The sequence below is a fragment of the Roseateles sp. genome, from assembly GCF_052436255.1.
Taxonomy (GTDB): domain Bacteria; phylum Pseudomonadota; class Gammaproteobacteria; order Burkholderiales; family Burkholderiaceae_C; genus Pelomonas.
Genome location: NZ_JBQVNP010000104.1, coordinates 1 through 18,364 on the forward strand (window position 1 = coordinate 1; position 18,364 = coordinate 18,364).

At 68.7% G+C, this 18,364-nt stretch carries 18 protein-coding genes and 1 pseudogene; 8 read left to right on the forward strand and 11 right to left on the reverse strand.

From position 1 onward, the window contains the following. The first annotated feature begins 328 nt into the window (after positions 1-328). Genes ACT6S0_RS19550 through ACT6S0_RS19565 form a run of 4 tightly spaced genes read left to right on the forward strand, consistent with a single transcriptional unit; the run spans position 329 to position 3,886 of the window. Entirely contained in the window at positions 329-823 is a 495-nt protein-coding gene (locus ACT6S0_RS19550; RefSeq protein WP_444765452.1) for a hypothetical protein, read from the forward strand. 1 nt (position 824) lies between these two features. Beyond that, positions 825-1,493 carry a PspA/IM30 family protein gene (locus tag ACT6S0_RS19555; RefSeq protein ID WP_444765453.1) on the forward strand — a complete coding sequence of 223 codons (669 nt, stop codon included), beginning with the start codon at positions 825-827 and terminating at the stop codon, positions 1,491-1,493. Positions 1,494-1,527: 34 nt separating this feature from the next. Next, entirely contained in the window at positions 1,528-2,154 is a 627-nt protein-coding gene (locus tag ACT6S0_RS19560) for a YqiJ family protein (protein ID WP_444765454.1), read from the forward strand. A 22-nt stretch (positions 2,155-2,176) separates the two neighbouring features. Continuing rightward, positions 2,177-3,886, forward strand: a complete 1,710-nt coding sequence (locus ACT6S0_RS19565) for a flotillin family protein (protein ID WP_444765455.1) — start codon at positions 2,177-2,179, stop codon at positions 3,884-3,886. 3 nt (positions 3,887-3,889) lie between these two features. Here the strand turns inward: ACT6S0_RS19565 and ACT6S0_RS19570 are convergent, their stop codons facing one another. Genes ACT6S0_RS19570 through ACT6S0_RS19580 form a run of 3 tightly spaced genes read right to left on the reverse strand, consistent with a single transcriptional unit; the run spans position 3,890 to position 6,188 of the window. After that, positions 3,890-5,071 carry a hypothetical protein gene (locus ACT6S0_RS19570; protein WP_444765456.1) on the reverse strand — a complete coding sequence of 394 codons (1,182 nt, stop codon included), beginning with the start codon at positions 5,069-5,071 and terminating at the stop codon, positions 3,890-3,892. Further along, entirely contained in the window at positions 5,068-5,589 is a 522-nt protein-coding gene (locus ACT6S0_RS19575; protein ID WP_444765457.1) for a hypothetical protein, read from the reverse strand. Before ACT6S0_RS19575 ends, ACT6S0_RS19570 begins: the two co-directional genes overlap by 4 nt. Continuing rightward, on the reverse strand, positions 5,586-6,188 hold the full coding sequence (locus tag ACT6S0_RS19580) for an RNA polymerase sigma factor (protein WP_444765458.1): 603 nt from the start codon (positions 6,186-6,188) through the stop codon (positions 5,586-5,588). Before ACT6S0_RS19580 ends, ACT6S0_RS19575 begins: the two co-directional genes overlap by 4 nt. Positions 6,189-6,339: 151 nt before the next feature. Here ACT6S0_RS19580 and ACT6S0_RS19585 point away from each other — a divergent pair, with 151 nt between their 5' ends. Both ACT6S0_RS19585 and ACT6S0_RS19590 read left to right on the forward strand, forming a co-directional pair. Next, positions 6,340-6,753 (forward strand): VOC family protein, encoded by a 414-nt coding sequence (locus tag ACT6S0_RS19585; RefSeq protein WP_444765459.1) that lies wholly within the window; start codon positions 6,340-6,342, stop codon positions 6,751-6,753. An 88-nt stretch (positions 6,754-6,841) separates the two neighbouring features. Beyond that, a complete protein-coding gene (locus ACT6S0_RS19590) occupies positions 6,842-7,996 on the forward strand; it encodes a methionine aminotransferase (protein ID WP_444765460.1) in 1,155 nt (384 codons plus the stop codon). A 45-nt stretch (positions 7,997-8,041) separates the two neighbouring features. Here the strand turns inward: ACT6S0_RS19590 and ACT6S0_RS19595 are convergent, their stop codons facing one another. Then, positions 8,042-9,604, reverse strand: a complete 1,563-nt coding sequence (locus ACT6S0_RS19595; RefSeq protein ID WP_444765461.1) for a S8 family serine peptidase — start codon at positions 9,602-9,604, stop codon at positions 8,042-8,044. A gap of 219 nt (positions 9,605-9,823) precedes the next feature. On the opposite strand from ACT6S0_RS19595, the gene ACT6S0_RS19600 reads away from it, so the two are divergent. Continuing rightward, complete coding sequence (locus ACT6S0_RS19600) at positions 9,824-10,528, forward strand: type IV pili methyl-accepting chemotaxis transducer N-terminal domain-containing protein (protein WP_444765462.1); 705 nt, start codon at positions 9,824-9,826, stop codon at positions 10,526-10,528. 13 nt (positions 10,529-10,541) lie between these two features. Here the strand turns inward: ACT6S0_RS19600 and ACT6S0_RS19605 are convergent, their stop codons facing one another. Next, the gene (locus ACT6S0_RS19605) at positions 10,542-10,916 is read right to left on the reverse strand and encodes a MerR family transcriptional regulator (RefSeq protein WP_444765463.1); all 375 of its coding nucleotides are present in this window, start codon (positions 10,914-10,916) and stop codon (positions 10,542-10,544) included. Between the two features lie 80 nt (positions 10,917-10,996). On the opposite strand from ACT6S0_RS19605, the gene ACT6S0_RS19610 reads away from it, so the two are divergent. Then, complete coding sequence (locus ACT6S0_RS19610) at positions 10,997-11,425, forward strand: hypothetical protein (protein WP_444765464.1); 429 nt, start codon at positions 10,997-10,999, stop codon at positions 11,423-11,425. Here ACT6S0_RS19610 and ACT6S0_RS19615 read toward each other — a convergent pair. The 6 genes and pseudogenes from ACT6S0_RS19615 to ACT6S0_RS19640 all read right to left on the reverse strand — a co-directional run. After that, on the reverse strand, positions 11,398-12,654 hold the full coding sequence (locus ACT6S0_RS19615) for a Zn-dependent hydrolase (protein ID WP_444765465.1): 1,257 nt from the start codon (positions 12,652-12,654) through the stop codon (positions 11,398-11,400). The genes ACT6S0_RS19610 and ACT6S0_RS19615 overlap by 28 nt on opposite strands. Before the next feature lie 10 nt (positions 12,655-12,664). Further along, positions 12,665-13,018 carry a bleomycin resistance protein gene (locus ACT6S0_RS19620; protein ID WP_444765466.1) on the reverse strand — a complete coding sequence of 118 codons (354 nt, stop codon included), beginning with the start codon at positions 13,016-13,018 and terminating at the stop codon, positions 12,665-12,667. A 7-nt stretch (positions 13,019-13,025) separates the two neighbouring features. After that, complete coding sequence (gene hydA, locus ACT6S0_RS19625) at positions 13,026-14,474, reverse strand: dihydropyrimidinase (protein ID WP_444765467.1); 1,449 nt, start codon at positions 14,472-14,474, stop codon at positions 13,026-13,028. Beyond that, complete coding sequence (locus ACT6S0_RS19630; RefSeq protein WP_444765468.1) at positions 14,471-15,892, reverse strand: NCS1 family nucleobase:cation symporter-1; 1,422 nt, start codon at positions 15,890-15,892, stop codon at positions 14,471-14,473. Before ACT6S0_RS19630 ends, hydA begins: the two co-directional genes overlap by 4 nt. Positions 15,893-15,997: 105 nt before the next feature. Next, positions 15,998-17,497 (reverse strand): CoA-acylating methylmalonate-semialdehyde dehydrogenase, encoded by a 1,500-nt coding sequence (locus ACT6S0_RS19635; RefSeq protein ID WP_444765469.1) that lies wholly within the window; start codon positions 17,495-17,497, stop codon positions 15,998-16,000. Between the two features lie 116 nt (positions 17,498-17,613). Next, a pseudogene (locus ACT6S0_RS19640) lies at positions 17,614-18,222 on the reverse strand (4Fe-4S dicluster-binding protein); the annotation flags it as partial. Positions 18,223-18,364: the final 142 nt, after the last annotated feature.

Below are 18,364 nucleotides of genomic sequence, written 5' to 3' on the forward strand. Positions count from 1 at the left end.
ACGTTGGTCGTCAATGAGCTCATGGTTCAGCTCCAGTCGAAGTGCGAGGCAGATCGCCTCGCCCTCCAACTTGGCAGAGCCTGAAACCCGACGAGCAATCGTGGTGTTGCCGGAGCGGCTACCGCGCGAGCGGTTTAGTCCACCGCTGCGAAGCGGCCCGCGAGCGCGTCAAGACGCTGCGCCGGTGCACGCGATGTGATCACACAAGGCCCACCCGGCGTCAGCACGAACCTTCGCCGCCGCCAGAGCGGTGTGATCACCTCTGTTGACAAATGAATTCAAACGAATACATTCGCGTTCGTTGGAACTCATTTGAAGGCGGTGCCGCATGGCGACGCAGACGATCACGATGGAGCCCTTGTCGGCTCGCATCCCCAGCGACCTCTACCTGTGGCTGGCCCAGCTGCAGGTGGAAGGCGCCACGACGAACAGCGACAAGCTGCGGGTGCTGCTCTCGCAGCTCAAGCGCCAGCATGACGGCGCCTTTGACTATGTGGCCGCCCATGCCTGGTCGCGGGAGCTGACGCACCGGCTGCGCGAGGCGCTGGTGCGCATCGAAGGCAGCGAGGGCAGGCATTCGGAAGTGCTCAGCGGGCTTGTCGAGCAGGTCACGACGCTGATGGCCCTCGTCATCAGCGGCGCGCCGCAGACCGCCGCTGATGCCGCCAAGCTGGAAGACGCGCTGGTGCGCCGCGCCGCGTTGCTCAGCGAATCCCTGCTGCGCCAGGCCACCACCGCCGCCGCGCATGCGTTTGATCCCGAGGTGGTGCGCCGCCACCTGTCCGTCACCGTCGAGCTCGCCTCGGCACTGAAAGGAGCCTGACATGGCCGATTCCCTGAAGACCCGCGTGGGCCGCGTGATCGCCGGTGGCGTGCATGCGCTGCTGGACAAGATCGAGGACATCAACCCGCATGCCGCCATGGAGCAGGCCATTCGCGAGGCCGACGGCGTCATCGACGAGGTGCGCCACGAGCTCGGCACCGTCAGCGCCAACCGGCATCTGGCCCAGCAGCAGCATGCCAGGCTGAATCGCAGCCATGAGGATCTGAGCGAACAGATCGCGCAAGCCCTGGCTGCACAGCGCGAGGACCTGGCCCGCGCCGCCGTATCACGCCAGATCGACATCGAGGCGCAGATCCCCGTGCTGGAGACGACGCTGGCCGACCTGGCCCGCCAGGAGCAGGAGCTGCAGGGCTTCACCGCCGCGCTGCTGGCCAAGAAGCGCGAGATGCAGCAAGCGCTGGCCGAGTTCCGCAAGAGCCGTGCGGCGACTGAGTCCGCCGCGCAGCCAGTGGGGCAGGGCAACGTGGAGCAGCGCCTGGGCAAGGTCACGGATGCCTTCGACAAGATCTACCAGCGCCAGACCGGCCTGGACGGCACGCAGCGCGCCGGCACGCTGGACCAGGCCGCGCGCCTGAACGAACTGGAGGCCATGGTGCGCGACCACAAGATCGCCGAGCGGCTTGCTCAAATCAAGTCTGGACAGGCGTGACACTCCTGCCCGTCCGCAACCCCGGAACGTCCAGATGAAACTGTTCACCTCGCCCGAGACCTTGCCCTTCGGCGTTGCCGTGGCGCTCATCGTCGCCATCGCCTTGCTGGAGGGCCTGGGCATGCTGGTGGCGCTCAGCCCCAGCAATGTCATCGACGACCTGCTGCCCCAGGCCGTGCCTGAATCGGGCCTGGACCGCGTGCTCGGCTGGCTGCACCTGGGCCGCGTGCCGGCACTGGTGCTGCTGCTGCTCTTCCTGCTGGGCTATGCCCTGTTCGGTTATGCGCTGCAGAAGGTGGCGTTCAACCTGCTTGGCGGCTTCCTGCCGGGCTGGCTGGCGGGGCTGCTGGCGGTGCCGCCGGGCCTGGCCACGGTGCGTGGCCTGGGCTCGTTGGTGGCCCACATCATCCCGCGCGACGAAACCACGGCCGTCAGCGAGCAGTCGCTGGTGGGGCGCGGCGGTGTCGTCAGCGCCGGCGCGGCGCGGCGCGGCCTGGCGGCGCAGGCGCGCGTGCGTGATGCCCATGGCCGCGTCCACTACCTGATGGTCGAGCCCGACCTGGACGAGGAAGTGTTCGAGGAAGGCGCGCAGATACTGATCGTGCGCAAGGCCGGGGCCTTCTACCGCTGCATCGCCAACCCGCATCCCAACCTGATCTGACAACAAGGGAGTTGAAGAAGACATGGACAACCTGATCGAAATCTCCGCCATTGCCGGCATCGGCCTGCTCGGCCTGCTGACCATCGGCTTCATCTTCGCGCGCCTGTACAAGCGCAGCACCAAGGAACTGGCCTTCGTGCGCACCGGCCTGGGTGGCCAGAAGGTCATCATGGACGGCGGCGCCATCGTGCTGCCGATCTTCCACGAGCGCGTGCTGGTCAACATGAACACGCTCAAGCTCGAGGTGGTTCGCCGCGAGCGCGAGAGCCTGATCACCAAGGACCGCATGCGCGTCGATGTGACGGCGGCCTTCTTCGTGCGCGTCAAGCAGACCGAAGAAGCGGTCAGCACGGCGGCCCAGACGCTGGGTGCGCGCACCATGAGCCCGAACGAGCTGAAGGCGCTGGTGGAAGACAAGTTCGTCGACAGCCTGCGCGCCACGGCGGCGACCATGACCATCCAGGAGCTGCAGGACAAGCGCCGCGACTTCGTGCAGGCGGTGCAGAACGCCGTGGCCGAAGACCTGGAGAAGAACGGCCTTGAGCTGGAGTCGGTGTCTCTCACCAGCCTGGACCAGACCGACAAGCAGTTCTTCAACCCCAACAACGCCTTCGACGCCGAGGGCCTGACGCGCCTGACCGAGCAGACCGAGGCGCGCCGCAAGCAGCGCAACGATGTCGAGCAGGACACCGAGGTGCAGGTGCGCACCAAGAACCTGGAGGCGAGCCGCCTGAAGCTGACCATCGAGAAGGACCAGGAGTTCGCCTCGCTGACGCAAAAGCGCGAGATCGAGATGGCCCGCGCCGAGCAGTCCGCGCAGATCGCCTCTCAGCAGGCCGAGCGCAACCGTGAGGCCGAGACGGTGAAGATCGAGGCCGAGCGCCAGGTGGGGCAGCGCAAGATCGAGGCCGAGCGCGAGATCAAGGCTGCGGAGATCGAGAAGACCCTCGTCATCCAGACGCGCGAGATCGAGCAGGAGCGCCAGACCGAGATGAAGCGCGCCGAGCAGCGCAAGCAGGTCGAGATCGCGCGCCAGGACACGCAGATCGCCATCGCGACCAAGTCGCGCGAGCAGTCCGAGGCGGACGCCGCGGCCAATCTGGCCCGCGCCGAAGCTGTCAAGGCCGAGGAAACCGTCAACACCGCGCGCCAGGTGGCGGTGGCCGAGCGCGACAAGGCGATTCAGCTGATCGAAGCCAGCAAGGACGCCGAGCAGAACGCCATCGCGGTGAAGGTGTCGGCATCGGCCGAGAAGGAAGCGGCCATCGACCGCGCCGAGGCCTTGACCATCGAGGCCAAAGCCAAGCAGGCCGCGGCGATCGCCGAGGCCGAGGGCCGCCGTGCGATCAACGAGGCGCTGAACACGCTGTCGGCCGCGCAGGTCGAGCTGCAGGTGCGCACCCAGCTGCTGCAGCAGCTGCCGGCCATCCTGGCCGAGGCCGTCAAGCCGATGGAGCACATCGACTCCATCCGCATCGTGCAGGTCAACGGCATGCCGGGCCAGGGTGGCGGCCCGGAAGGCGGCGGTGTCGGTGGTTCTGGAGCAGGCGCCACCTTCCCCGAACAGGTCATGAACTCGGCCCTGCAGTACCAGATCGCCAAGCCCCTCGTCGATGCGGTGATGCATGACGCCGGCCTGTCCAATCAGGGCATCACCGGCATTGCTCACAACCTGGCAAGCATGCTGAAGCCGGCCCCGGCCGCACCCGCGCCCGTGACGGCGGCGGACTGAACGTCAGGACGAACGGGTCGGCGCGCTCGGCGCCTTCATCGCAGGCATGGCGCTGCGCTTGGGCCCCTGGCTGAAATCCGCCGGGAGCTTCATCAGCGCGGGGTCGGGCTCGCCGCGCCTGATCTTCTCCAGCCGGTAGTTCTGCTCGCCCGAGCGCGGGTCGGCGTCGCGGCTCTGGATGGTGAGCATCAGCTCCGGGCTGCGCCAGACTTCGCGCGTGCTGACGATGGGCTTCTCGTTGCCGATCCTGCCGGCCTCGATGGTCCAGGTCGTGCGCTCGCCGTTGACCTTGACGCCGTCGACCTCCTTGCTCGGCAGCGCCGTGGTCACGCCGCCCTCGCGCGCCAGCATCGGGCCTTGCAGCAGCGGCATGGGCGGCACCGGCGGCACGGGGATGGCCATCGGCGCTGGCGGTGCGGGTTGGGCCGGCATGGCAGGCAGCGGGGGCAACTCGCTGGCGCGCAAGACGCGCAGTTCGCGGCGGCGTTCCACGGCGCTGGCGCCCGACGCGGGCGGCGCCGCCGGCACGGTGAACTCCCGCTCAATGACGATGCCCGGTTCGCCGGCCTGGGCTTGCGCGCGGCTGCGGATGCGCTCGGCCTCCACGGTCCGGGCGTTCTCGGCCACTCGCCCGCCCCATTCCTTCCAGCGCGCGGCCTGCTCCTTCATGCGTTCACCCCAGTCCTGCATCGAGGCCTGCCAGGCGGCATGCGCCGCGGCATCGGCACCGGGCGCCCAGGCCACCGTGCCACGCAGCCGCTGCACGCGCTTCTGTTCGGGGTAGACGGCCCACGCCTCCTTGGCCACCGGGTCATTCAGGTAGACGACCTTGGGCCCGCCCTCGCGCTGCACTTCGCGCCGCGTGCGGCCCTCGCCGTCGCGGCAGAGCTGGCTCTCCTGCTTGCGCACGATGCGGTTGCCGTCACCCAAGGTCTGCACGTGCTCGTGCACGGCCGTGGCGCAGTAGGGCGCGCCGCGCACGACGCGCTCGCCCGCCAGCTCGCGGCCGGCGAAGGCCAGCGCCTGGTCGCCCAGCGCGATGCGCACGGGCATGTCCGACAGGGCCAGCTGCACATGGCGTTCGATGTCGCGCCCGAGGTCGCGTTCGATCCCGGCGTCGTTCGCCAGTGCGGTGGCCGAGGCCGCCAGGGCGATCAGCGTCAAGCCGGTCAGGGGTGTCTTCATGGTGCTACCTCCAGGATGCGCACGGCCAGCAACTGGCCGCTCGGGTTCAACATCAGTTCGGCCCGCACCGTCTCGTCGGCGCGTGCGGCGTCGAAGGGCAGGCCGAGCAGGGCCAGACGCTCGCGCGGCAGCTCGGCCGGCTGCAGCCAGACCGCGACGCTGCGGCTGGCGGCCAGCGCGGCGCGGAACTCGCCTTCCGGCACCAGCGGGATGAAGCCGGTGCCTGTCGCCGGCTCGGCCCGTGCCGTCCGGGTGCCGGGTGGGTCCAGCAGCAGCATGGCGCTCAGCAGCACAGCGGCCGTGGCACCGAGGGCGCCGCCGCCCCAGGCCAGGCGACGCAGCCAGCGTGGCTCGTGCGCCTCGGCAGACTCGGCCACGCTGCGGTGCACGCGCAGCACGCGCTGCTGCTCGGTCAGTCGCGCCAGCTGCGCGGCCTCCTGGTCGGCGCCCGGTTGGAGCCGGTTGAACGCCGTCCGGGCCGGCCTCAGCCAGTCCGGGGTGTCGTCGTGAATGCTCATGGTCGTTCTCCCACGGCCAGCAGGTCGGCCAGGCGCTGGCGGGCGCGGTGCAGGCGGGTGCGCAGCGTGTCGGTGCTGACGCCGGCAATCGCCGCAGCGTCGTCGTAGCTGCGCTCCTGCAGGTCCACCAGCACGATGGCCTCCCGCTGCGGCCAGCTCAAGGACCGGATGGCGGCCCACAGGACCTCATGCCGCTGGGCCCGGTCCAGCCGCGCGTCGCTGGCCAGCGTCAGCTCGACGCCGCCGCTGTCGGTGTCGAGCGCATCGTCCAGCGACACATGCCGGCGTGCATCGCGCCACTGATTCAGCAACTGGTGCCGTGCCATGCCGGCCAGGTAGGCGCCCAGCGAGCCGCGGTCCGCCCGGTAGCCCTGCGGCCCGCGCAGCAGTTGCGCGAAGGCCTCCTGCACGGCGTCCAGCGCCGCGGCCTCGTCGCCGGCCAGCGCCAGTGCGTAGCGGTAGACCGAGCCGCTCTCGCGCCGGTAGACCAGCGCCAGCGCGTCGGCGTCGCCAGCGGCCACACGGGTCAGCAGCGCGGCCTCATCGCCTGCGGCGGACGCGGCCGGCGCGACGAAGCCGAGGCGGGTCAGCCAGCTCATGTCGGTGTAGATACACGAAGGGCCTGCGGGTCTTGCATGCTGCTATTGAGCGCGCCGAGGCCATGTCGTTACCCCGGACAAACCCGTCGTCACTTTCGGCATGGGGGCGGCGCGGCATGATGCTGCCCACCCGGAAAAAGGAGATTGCCGCATGCTCAAGCTGCAAGGCATCGACCATGTCGTGCTGCGCGTCATCGACCTCGACGCGATGGTCCGCTTCTATGTCGACACGCTCGGCTGCGCCGTCGAGCGCCGCCAGGACGAGATCGGCCTCGTGCAGCTGCGCGCCGGCCGCTCGCTGATCGACCTCGTGCCCGTCGACGGCAAGCTCGGTCGCATGGGCGGCGCGGCGCCTGGCGCCGAGGGCCGCAACCTGGATCACTTCTGCCTGCGCGTCGACGCCTTCGACGCCGATGCCATTCGCGCCCATCTTGCGGCGCATGGCGTCGAAGCCGGCAAGACCGAGAGCCGCTACGGCGCCGAGGGCGAGGGGCCTTCCCTCTACCTGAGCGACCCCGAGGGCAACGTCGTCGAGCTCAAGGGCCCGCCGGGGCCTGTCCCCTGAGACGCTGTGGCTCTGTGGCGCTGTGGCGCTGTGGCGCTGTGGCGCTGGGCGCTGGGCGCTGGGCGAGGCGCCGGCAGAATCGTCCCCCATGCCCGCCCTGCCCACCAAGCTGCCCAATACCGGCACCACCATCTTCACCGTCATGTCGGCCCTGGCCACCGAGCATGGCGCCGTCAATCTCGGCCAGGGTTTTCCGGACTTTGGTGCCGACCCGGCCCTGCTGCAGGCGGTGACGGACGCCATGGTCGCCGGCCACAACCAGTACCCGCCGATGAGCGGGGTGCCGGCGCTGCGCCAGGTGGTGGCGGCCAAGCTGAACGGGCTGTACGGTTCGGCCTACGACGCGGATCTCGACATCACCATCACCGCCGGCGGCACGCAGGGGATCTTCACCGCGTTGCAGGCCTGCGTCGGCGCGGGCGACGAGGTCATCATCCTGGAGCCGGCCTACGACAGCTACGACCCGGCCATCCGCCTCGCCGGCGCCAGGCCGGTGGGCGTGCCGATGACGCCGGACTACCGCATCGACTGGGCGGCGGTGCGCGCTGCCATCACGCCGCGCACGCGGGCCATCGTCATCAACACGCCGCACAACCCCAGTGGCCGCGTCGCCACGCACGACGACCTGCTGGAGTTGCAGTGCCTGGCTGAACAGCACGACCTCTTCGTCATCAGCGACGAGGTCTACGGGCACATGGTCTTCGACGATGCGCCGCACGAGAGCGTGGCGCGCTACCCGGCCCTGCGCGAGCGCAGCTTCCTCGTCAACAGCTTTGGCAAGACCCTGCATGTGACGGGCTGGAAGGTCGGCTTCGTCGCCGCACCACCGGCGCTGTCAGCGGCCTTTCGCCGCTTGCACCAGTACACGGTGTTCACCGTTCACACCCCGACGCAGCATGCGATCGCGGCCTATCTCGCCAACCCGGCGCCATGGCAGGGCCTGAGCAACTTCTACCAAGCCAAGCGCGATGCCTTCCGCGCGGCGCTGGCCGCCACGCCGTTGAAACTGCTGCCTTGTGAGGGCACTTACTTCCAGACGGTGGACTACAGCGCCGTGTCGGATCTGCCCGAGCTGGAGTTCGCCAAATGGCTGACCACCGAGATTGGCGTCGCGGCCATCCCGCTGTCGGTCTTCTACCAGCAGCCCCAGGAGCGCCGGCATGTGCGGTTCTGCTTTGCGAAGCGGAATGAGACGCTGGCCGAGGCCGCGAGCCGGCTGAAGGACCTTGCCGGCCGGCCATGAAAAAGGGCGGCCAGGCCGCCCTTGTCCGTCGCGGCCGAAGCCGACTCAGTTGCCGCAGCCCAGCGAGGCGATGCGGTCGCGTGCGGCCTTGGCGCGCACCAGGCCGAAACCGAACTTGACGTCGCGGCCGGCCGCGCCGAGGTCTTCGGCGCTCTTGGTCAGCGTGCTGCGGATCTGCGCAGCCGTGCAGGTCGGGAAGTAGCTCCACACCAGGGCGGCGACGGCGGACACATGCGGCGTCGCCATCGAGGTGCCGTCGAAGAAGGCGTAGTTGGTGGCGGTGACCGCCACCGTCGCGCTCTGGCCCAGCTGGTTCTTCATCGCCGCGCCTTCCGTGTCGGAGGCCGTCACCGAAGGAATCGTCGTGACCGTCGTGCCCAGGGTGCCGCCGAAGCCGCCGGCCGCGTTGTTGTAGACCACCGCGCCGACACCGCCGCTGGCCTGGCAGTTGCTGACCTTGGTCGAGAAGTCCACCGTGCCGCGGGCGATCAGGCAGACCTTGCCGTTCATGGCGGGATCGGTGGCGTTGCCGATGCCGAAATCCGCGAGCGGCGCGGTGGCGGTCTTCTTCGGCGAGCCGTCCATCGCGCCCGGTGCATAGGCCACGCCGCCGACGCTCAGGTTGGAGCTGGAGCCGCCGCCCATGGGGACGGTCGACAGCACATTGACGCCCGGCGCCGAGAGTTCAACCGTGCTGTTGTACTGGGAAAACGTGGCCCAGGCCTTGGCCTCGTCCAGCGCCCCGACCGACACCACGCTCGGGTAGCCCGCCGGGTAGGAGACGGCCGTCGTGCCGTCATTGCCAGCGGCTGCAATGGACAGCACGTTCTTGCTGAGCAGCGACGCAAAGGCGCGCTCCTCCGTCTTGCTGGCGCGGCCGCCACCCAGCGACATGCTGATCACGTTCGCGCCTGCCGCGCCGCACTTGTTGGCGGCCGTGGTCAGCGTGGACGAATAGGCCCAGCCCGCGGCGCCGAACACCTTGACGATGTGCAGCTTCAGCTGCCGGTTGGCGTTGACGCCTACCACGCCGACGCCGCCGTTGTTCAGCGCCGCGATGGTGCCGGCCACATGGGTGCCGTGGTGGTTTTCGTCGGTGTACCACCAGCCGGTGCCGCTGTCGTATTCACCCGTGATGCGGGTGGCGTCCGCATCGAGGTCTTCATGGCCGCGGGCATAGCCCGAGTCGATGATGCAGACCTTGCGGTTGGCGGCGTAGGTGTCCGGCAGCTGATCGGCCTGGACCATCTGGATGCCATAGGGCACCAGCTGGCCCAGCGCATAGGGGGCGCCGGTCGAGGGGCTGGTGCCGGCCAGCGGATAGCGCTTCACGTCTTCCTCGACGTATTCGATGTTGGGGTTGTGCGCCAGGCCCTTCAACGCCTGGACGGGCACCTCGATGGCCATCGCGTCCATGCCTTCGATCTCATGCACGACGCGGCCCTTGGCGGTGGCCACGGCCGCGCGGCCTTGTGCCGCGGCGCCCGGCTTGAACATCACGATGACACGATTGGTATCAGGGGCGGCCTTGGCGCTGCCCATGCACAAGGCGGCGGCGGCAGCGGTCAGCGAGAGCAGCGCGGTGCGCGTCGAGAGATGGAGTTTCATGGGGGTATTCCAACGATGGCGGGGTCGCGCAGCGGCTTGTGGGCCGCGCGGATGACGAGGACGCGATGGTAGGAAGGGCTGCCCTCGATCTCAAAGTGGTATTCGCCCGCTCCGGGTTTGCGGGGATTGGCGCGAGCTGCGAGCTGCCATTGCGCTGGCACGCCCCGTGCTAACCCTGGGGTGGGCAAGGCCGGCATGCAGCCGAGGGAGGCGCCGGTCGTGACCCAGATCACGGAGGAAGTCATGTCGCACCACCAGCGTGCAGTGCCCGATGCACGAAAAGCGGGTGCCGCGCCCAAACAAACGGCAGGCGAGGTCTTTGGCAAGTTGATCAACCTCTCCGGCCGGCGTCGTTTCACGTCGCAGCGGCTGGTGCTGTTCGCGGTGCTGGCCTTGCAGGGCCGGGGGGGCGCGCTGACCACCGCGCATGACGCGTTGACGACCTTCCGCGAGGCCCATCGCTCCCTGACCGAAGGCGAACTGTCGCCAGGCGTGCTGGGCGGCGAGCTGGAGCAGGCCTATTTCGGTGCCGACCGGGCCGATGAGCGCATCGGCGGCTTCATCGGCCTGGCGCAGCGCGCGCTGGACGCGATCGGTACCGAGGCCCGCAGTGCGCCGGCGCTGCTGGAGGAACTGGTGGATAGCGTCACGCCGCTGCTGGCCGTGCTGAACCGGCTGACCCAGCTCTACGAGGACCTGGCCCGCCAGCAGGCGGCCAGCGCCAAGAAGCAGCTCACGGCGGTCATGGGTGATATCGAGCAGATCGCCAAGCATGCTCGCATCGTGTCCTTCAACGCCCAGGTGGTCGCGGCCCGGGCCGGCGCCTCGGGCCGTGAGTTCGCTGTCGTGTCGGGCGAGATGACGCACATCACCGGCCAACTCGATGGTCTGGTGCGCGAGGCGGTGCGCAGCGCGGTGGCTTGAGCGGGATGACCGTTCAGGCTGCCGGGCGCAGCGGGCAGCTCGCGCCCGTCTCGGGTGTGCCGGCCAATCGACTGGCCAGTTCGGCACGCAGCCCGTGAAGGGCTGTGATGCGTTCGTCGATGTCCGCCAGCTTGCGCTGCAGCGTCGCGCGCAGGGCCGGGCCGGCATCCTCGCCTTGCGTGAGCAGGGGCAGGTCGGCCGCGATCTCGGCCAGCGTGAAGCCCAGCTGCTGGGCGGTGCGCACATAGCCCAGCCACTGCACGGCCTCCTCGGGGTAGTCGCGGTAGCCGTTGTCGCTGCGGCGCGCCTGCAGCAGGCCGCGCTTCTCGTAAAAGCGCAGGCTGTCGCGGCTCAGGCCGGTGCGGGCGGAGAGGGTGCCGATCTGCATGGCTTAGGTGCTCAAGGGGCTTGACCTTGGAGCGTACTCGAGGGTGGAGCATGCGCGCCTTCGTCACTCCTCGAGGCCCAATGCTCGCCTTCAGCCCCACGCAATTCCGCCGTGTCGTCTTCGCCAGTGCCGCCTATGACTTTGTCGTCACGGCACCCTTCGCAACGCCCTGGACCTTTGCCATCGCCTTCGGCCACCTCGGCGGGGTGAACCAGGCCCTGGGCGGCCAGTCCTTGCCGGTCTTCGAACCCATGCAGATGCTGTTCGCGCTGCTGATGGGCAGCATCGTGCTGGTCTGGTCGGTGCTGAGGCTGCGCGGCCCGACCCAGCAGTACGGCCGCTACGACGCGGCTGCACGGCTGTTGTTCAGCTTGTGGATGGCCTGGGCCTGGGCCCAGACCGGCGAGCCGGTGCTGCTGCTCTTCCTGCTGCCTGAACTCAGCTGGGCGGTCGCACAGCTCTGGCCCGTGAGGCGCGATCCTCAGCCCGCCCTTTCGAGCATGGCCTGAAGTAACACATTGCACCCTGCCTCGATGTGCTCGGGCTTGGCGTCCTCGATCTCGTTGTGGCTGATGCCGTCCTTGCAGGGGATGAAGATCATGCCGGCCGGCGCCAGCCTCGCCATGTAGACGGCGTCGTGGCCGGCGCCGGAGACGACCGGCATATTGCTGTAGCCCAGCGTTTCGGCCGCCTTCTGCACGGCGGCGATGCAGTCGGCGTGGAAGGGCTGGGCGGGGTAGGCGCTCACCGGCGTGATCTCGATGGGCAGGCCGCTTTCGGCCGACAGCTTGGCCGCGACCGAACGGATGTCCGCATCCATCGCCTCGCACAACTCGTCCGTCGCGTTGCGCAGGTCGATGCTGAACTTCACGCGGCCGGGGATGACATTGCGGCTGTTGGGATGCACCTGCACCATGCCGACCGTGCCGCGCCCATGCGGCGGGTGGCGGTGGGCGCAGGCGACCACCTCCTGCATCAGCTTCACCGCCACCTGCAGGGCGTCCTTGCGCAGCGCCATCGGCGTGGGGCCGGCGTGGGCCTCCATGCCGGTGACGACGCAGTCGTACCAGCGGATGCCCAGCACGCCGGTGACGACGCCGATGGTCTTGTCGTGGTCTTCCAGCACCGGGCCCTGCTCGATGTGGGTCTCGAAGTAGGCGCCGATGGGGTGGTCGCCCGGCACCTGCTGACCGACGTAGCCGATACGTTCCAGCTCGCCCTTCACCGTCTTGCCTTCGGTATCGGTGGCCGCGTAGGCATGCTCCAGCGTGAAGGCCCTGGCGAACACACCCGAGCCCATCATGACGGGCACGAAGCGCGAGCCTTCTTCATTCGTCCAAAAGGCCACCTCGATGGGCGCCTCGGTCTCGATGCCGTGATCGTTGAGCGTGCGCACGACCTCGATGCCGGCCAGCACGCCGTAGTTGCCATCGAACTTGCCGCCGGTGGGCTGGGTGTCGATGTGGCTGCCGGTCATGATCGGCGGCAGGCTGTTGTTGCGGCCGGCGCGGCGCATGAAGCCGTTGCCGATCTGGTCGATGGTGACGGTCATGCCGGCTTCGCGTGCCCAGCGGGTGACGAGGTCGCGGCCCTGCTTGTCGAGGTCGGTCAGCGTCAGCCGGCAGACGCCGCCTTTCTCGGTGGCGCCGATCCGGGCCAGCTCCATCAGCGATTCCCACAGGCGTTGGCCGTTGACGCGCAGCTTTGTGATGTCGGTCTGGGTGACGGCGGTGTCCATGATGGATTCCTCAGAGCTTGGTGCCGAAGCGCAGCTTGTTGTGGTCGGGGTCGACGAGCAGGAACTCGCGCACGCCCCAGGGCATGTCTTCGATGGGCTTGAGCGGCTGCACGCCCTTGGCGATGAAGGCGGCGTAGGTGGCATCGGCGTCCGGCAGCCAGAAGTAGACGGCGCCGCCGGGCGCACAGTCGCCGGCGTGGCCAGTCAGGAAGATCGTCTGGCCGTCACGGGTGATCTGCAGGAAGAGCGGCAGGCCAGGCTCGAACTGGTGCTGCCAGTCGATGCTGAAGCCGAGTTGGTCGATGTAGAACGCCTGCGCGCGTGCTGCATCGGTCATGCGCAGCTGCGGGATGACGGTCTGCATGGCGGCTTCAGCGAGCGACCGCAGTGGGCGCGAGGTCGTGGGCGCGCTTGGCCGCCGCATCGAACTGCGGACCGTAGGGTGGGCGCTTCAGGTAGCGGCCCTTGCCTGCTTCAGCGCGCAGCTCGCCACGGGCGAACACGACGCGGCCCTGGGCGATCGTGTGGCTGGGCACGCCGCGCACGGTGCGGCCCTCGAAGATGTTGAAGTCGTTCCTGGAGAACTGCGTCTTGGCACTCAGCGTCTTGGTGCCTGCCGGGTCCCACAGCACGAGGTCGGCATCCGATCCTTCAGCGATCACGCCCTTGCGCGGGTACATGTTGAACAGCTTGGCGGCGTTCGCCGAGGTGATGGCGACGAATTCGCTGGGTGTGAGCCGGCCGGAGTTGACGCCGGCATCCCACAGCACGGCCATGCGCTCCTCGACGCCGCCGCAGCCGTTGGGGATCTGCGCGAAGTTGTCCTTGCCCGCGGCCTTCTGGCCGGCGCAGAAGGTGCAGTGGTCGGTCGCGGTGGTGTGCAGCTGACCGCTCTGCAGGCCGCGCCACAGGAACTCCTGGTGGATCTTGGGCCGGAAGGGCGGGCTCATCACATAGGCCGCGGCCGTGGCGAAATCGGGGTCGCGGTAGACGCTGTCGTCGATCAGCAGATGACCGGCCAGCACCTCGCCGTAGACACGCTGGCCACGGGCCCGCGCCCGCGCAATCGCCTCGGCGCTTTCGATGCAGCTGACATGCACGATGTAGATGGGCACGCCCAGCACGTCGGCAATCGCGATGGCGCGGTTGGCCGCTTCGCCTTCGACCATGGGCGGGCGGGACAGCGGGTGGCCTTCGGGGCCGGTGATGCCCATCTTGGCCACCTCGGCCTGCAGCAGGTAGACCAGCTCGCCGTTCTCGGCGTGCACGGTCGGCATGGCGCCGAGTTCGAGCGCACGCTTGAAGCTGTTCACCAGCGTCTCGTCGTCGCACATGATGGCGTTCTTGTAGGCCATGAAGTGCTTGAAGCTGTTCACGCCTTCCTCGCGCACCAGTGTGCCCATGTCGTCGCTGACCGACTGGTCCCACCAGGTCACGGCGACGTGGAAGGCGTAGTCGCTGGCCGACTTCTCGGCCCAGCCGCGCCAGGTGCGGTAGGCCTCCATCAGCGGTTGCTGCGGGTTGGGGATGACGAAGTCGATGATGCTGGTGGTGCCGCCCGCCAGGCCGGCGGCGGTGCCGGTGAAGAAGTCGTCCTGCGTGACGGTGCCCATGAAGGGCAGCTGCATGTGGGTGTGCGGGTCGATGCCGCCGGGCAGCAGGTACTGGCCGGTGCCGTCGAGCGTCGCGGTGCCGGCCGGTGCCTCGCGCACGGCGCGCTCGCCCAACGCGGCGATGTGGCCGTCGACACAGAGCACGTCGGTGCGGGACTCGGCATCGGCATTGACGACGACGGCACCGCGGATCAACAGGGAACTCATCGCGAACCTCCGCGTGGCATCAAGAAGAAATAGACCGTGCCGGACACGGCCAGGCTGAAGAACCAGCCGAAGTCGAACAGGGTGACCAGGGCCGGCGCGACCGAGGCCCTGTCGACGACGCCCGACACCACCAGATAGCCCGGCAGGCAGGGCAGCACGCCTAACGCGAGGGCGATCAGCGCGCGCAGGTTCCAGCCGCTGTTGTACTCGTAGTCGCCGCCGCGCCGGTAGAGGTCGGTGCTCTTGAGTTCAGTGCGGCGGATCAGGTAATAGTCGGTCAGCAGGATGCCGGCGATGCCGCCCAGCAGCGTGCCGTAGCCGCCCAGCCAGGTGAAGAGGTAGCCGCCCGAGGTGGCCAGCAGCTTCCAGGGCATGAAGAGCAGGCCGATGACGGCGGCGATCAGGCCGCCCATGCGGAAGCTGATCTTGCTCGGCGCCAGCTGCGAGAAGTCGTAGCTGGGCGAGACCAGGTTGGCCGCGACATTCGTCGTCAGGTTGGCCAGCAGGATGACGAGCAGGCCGATGCCCGCGGCCACCGGGCCCATCTTGGCGAGCAGGGCATCGGGGAAGAGCTCGGCCTTGCCGTAGAGGATGGCGCTGGCCGAGAAGCCGATGACGCCGACCATGGAGAACAGCGCCATCGGGACCGGCAGGCCGATGGCCTGGCCCAGGGTCTGGTCGCGCTGCGTCTTGGCAAAGCGCGTGAAGTCGGGGATGTTGAGCGCCAGCGTGGCCCAGAAGCCCACCAGGCCGGTCAGCGCCGCCCAGGTGTTGGGGCCGCCCGGCACTTCCTTGGCCGGCAGGCCGAAGAGCTGGGCGCTGGGCACGGCCAGCATCAGCGCGACGACCAGTGCGATGGAGGCTGCGATCATCAGCGGCGCGGCGATGACCTCCAGCAGCCGGATGGACTCGGTGCCGCGCCAGATGAACCACAGATGCAGTGCCCAGAAGGCCATGAAGCAGGCGAACTGCGAACTGCTGATGGTTTCCCCCGGCCCGGGCGCGGACAGGCCAAAGCCCAGCACGTTCAGGAAGCTGTGCAGCGCCAGCGCGCCGAAATAGCAGTTGATCGAGAACCAGCCGCAGGCCACCAGCCCGCGCAGCACGGCCGGCAGGCTGGCGCCCTTGACGCCGAAGGACGCCCGCGCCAGCACCGGGAAGGGGATGCCGTGCTTGGGTCCGACGCGGCCGATCAGCAGCATGGGGACCAGCACGATGCAGTTGGCCAGCAGCACGAGGAAAACCGCCCGTTGCCAGCTGAAGCCCTGGTCGAGCATGGCGCTGGCCATCGTGTAGGTCGGCACGCAGACCACCATGCCGACCCACAGCGCCGCGAAGTCCTTCCAGCGCCAATGGCGCTGGGCGGCTGTGGTGGGCAGCAGGTCGGCGTTGGACAGCGTCGAATCGGGAGCGGTCATCGGGGTCCCTCGGAAGGAGAAATGCAACCACGGAGGCACAGAGGCACAGAGAAGTTCAAAGGCCGTTCCTCTGTGTCTTTGTGTCTCTGTGGTCGCGTTTGGTTTTCAAGTGTTCTGCGGGAAAGCAAATTGCGGGCCCTTGGGCAGGGAGTCCGGCCAGCGCTGCATGACCGCCTTGTGCCGCGTGTAGAAGCGCACGCCTTCAGGCCCGTAGGCATGGTGGTCGCCAAACAGGCTGCGCTTCCAGCCGCCAAAGCTGTTGAAGGCCATGGGCACCGGCAGCGGCACGTTGACGCCGACCATGCCGACCTGGATGTGGTGCACGAACTCGCGCGCCACATGGCCGTCGCGGGTGAAGATGGCCACGCCGTTCGCATATTCGTTGGCTTCAATGAGCGCAATGGCTGCGGCGAGGTCGGGCACGCGCACGACGCAGAGCACGGGGCCGAAGATCTCCTCGGTGTAGCAGCTCATCTCGGCTGACACGCCGTCCAGCAGCGTGCCGCCGACGAAGAAGCCGTCCTCAAAGCCCGGCACGCGCAGACCGCGGCCGTCGACAACCGCCTTCGCGCCGGCCTCGACGCCTTCGCCGATCAGCCTCTCCACGCGCTGCTGCGAAGCCCGCGTGATCAGCGGACCCATCTCGATGCCCGCGCCGTTGCCCTCGCCGATCTTCAGCGCGGCCACCTTGGGCGCGAGTGCTGCCACCAGCGCGTCGGCCGCGTCGCCCACCGCTACGGCCACCGAGATGGCCATGCAGCGCTCGCCGGCCGAGCCATAGGCCGCGCCCATCAGCGCGTCCACGGCCTGCTCCAGGTCGGCGTCGGGCATGACGACCATGTGGTTCTTGGCGCCGCCCAGGGCCTGCACGCGCTTGCCGTGGGCGCTGCCGACCTTGTAGATGTGCTCGGCCACCGGCGTCGAGCCGACGAAGCTGACCGCGGCGATGCCGGGGTGGGCCAGGATGGCATCGACGATTTCCTTGTCGCCCTGCACGACGCTGAACACGCCGTCGGGCAGGCCGGCCTCCTGCAGCCAGCGTGCCATCAGCAGTGACGCGCTCGGGTCGCGCTCGCTGGGCTTCAAGATGAAGGCATTGCCGCAGCCGATGGCCAGCGGGTACATCCACATGGGGACCATGGCGGGGAAGTTGAACGGCGTGATGCCGGCGACGACGCCCAGCGGCTGGCGCGTGCTCCAGGCGTCCAGCCCGCGGGCGATCTGCTCGGTGTACTCGCCTTTCAGCAGCTGCGGCATGGCGGTGGCGAACTCGATGTTCTCGATGCCGCGGGCCACTTCACCCAGGGCGTCGGGCAGGGTCTTGCCATGCTCGCGCACGAGAGCCGCGGCCAGCAGCTCGCGCCTTTCCTGCACGATGTGCAGGAACTTGAACAGCACGCGCGAGCGTGCCAGCGCCGGTGTCTGGCCCCAGGCCTTGGCGGCCTTGCTGGCCGATGCCACGGCGGCGTCCAGGTCGGCCACGCTGCCCAAGAGCAGCTGGCCCTGCACGGCCCCCGTGGCGGGGTTGTAGATGTCCTGGCGGCGTTCACCGTTGCCGCGCGTGATCGCGCCGTTGATCCAGTGGCCGACTTCGTAGGTGGTCATTGCAATTCCTTGCTTGAAGAGAAATGCAACCACAGAGGCTCAGAGCCACAGAGCAAGCTCCGGGTTGTCTGCATTTCCTCTGTCTCTCCGTGCCTCTGTGGTTGCATTGATTGGGCTTAGCCGCAGCGCGCGCTCATCGGGTTGTTGGGATGCGTGGTCCAGTTCGCATAGCTGCCGTCGATGACGCGACCGGTGCGCGCATCGGTCTCGCCCGGCTGGAGGGCACGCATCGTGATGGTGCCAGGGACGGGACAGATCGACACGCAGAGATTGCAACCGACGCATTCGGCCTCGTTGATCTCGAAATGGCGCTGGCCGTCCTTCATCGCGAAGATGGCCTGGTGCGACGTGTCCTCGCAGACGACATGGCAGCGCCCGCACTTGATGCAGCTGTCCTGGTGGATGACGGCCTTCTCGACGTGGTTCAGGTTGAGCTGGTTCCAGTTCTTCACGGTCGGCACGGCGCGGCCGCGGAAGTCGTCAAGCGAGGCATAGCCCTTCTCGTCCATGAAGGTATTCAGGCCCGAGCACATGTCCTGCACGATCTTGAAGCCATAGACCATGGCGGCGGTGCAGACCTGCACCGTGCCGCAGCCCATGGCGATGAACTCGGCCGCGTCGCGCCAGGTCGTGATGCCGCCGATGCCCGAGATGGGCAGGCCGGCCGTGGGCGGGGCGCGCGCGATCGCGGCCACCAAGTTCAGCGCGATCGGCGTGACCGCCGGCCTGGGCACGCCCGGCGGCTCCTGCGGCCTGGCGCACACGCCGACCGCGCTGAACATGGGGGCCGAGAGCGCGCGCGACCCGGCCACGGCCGGCCTGCCCATCTCGGGCATCGGCGGCATCACGACCTGGCGCGACGCGGCC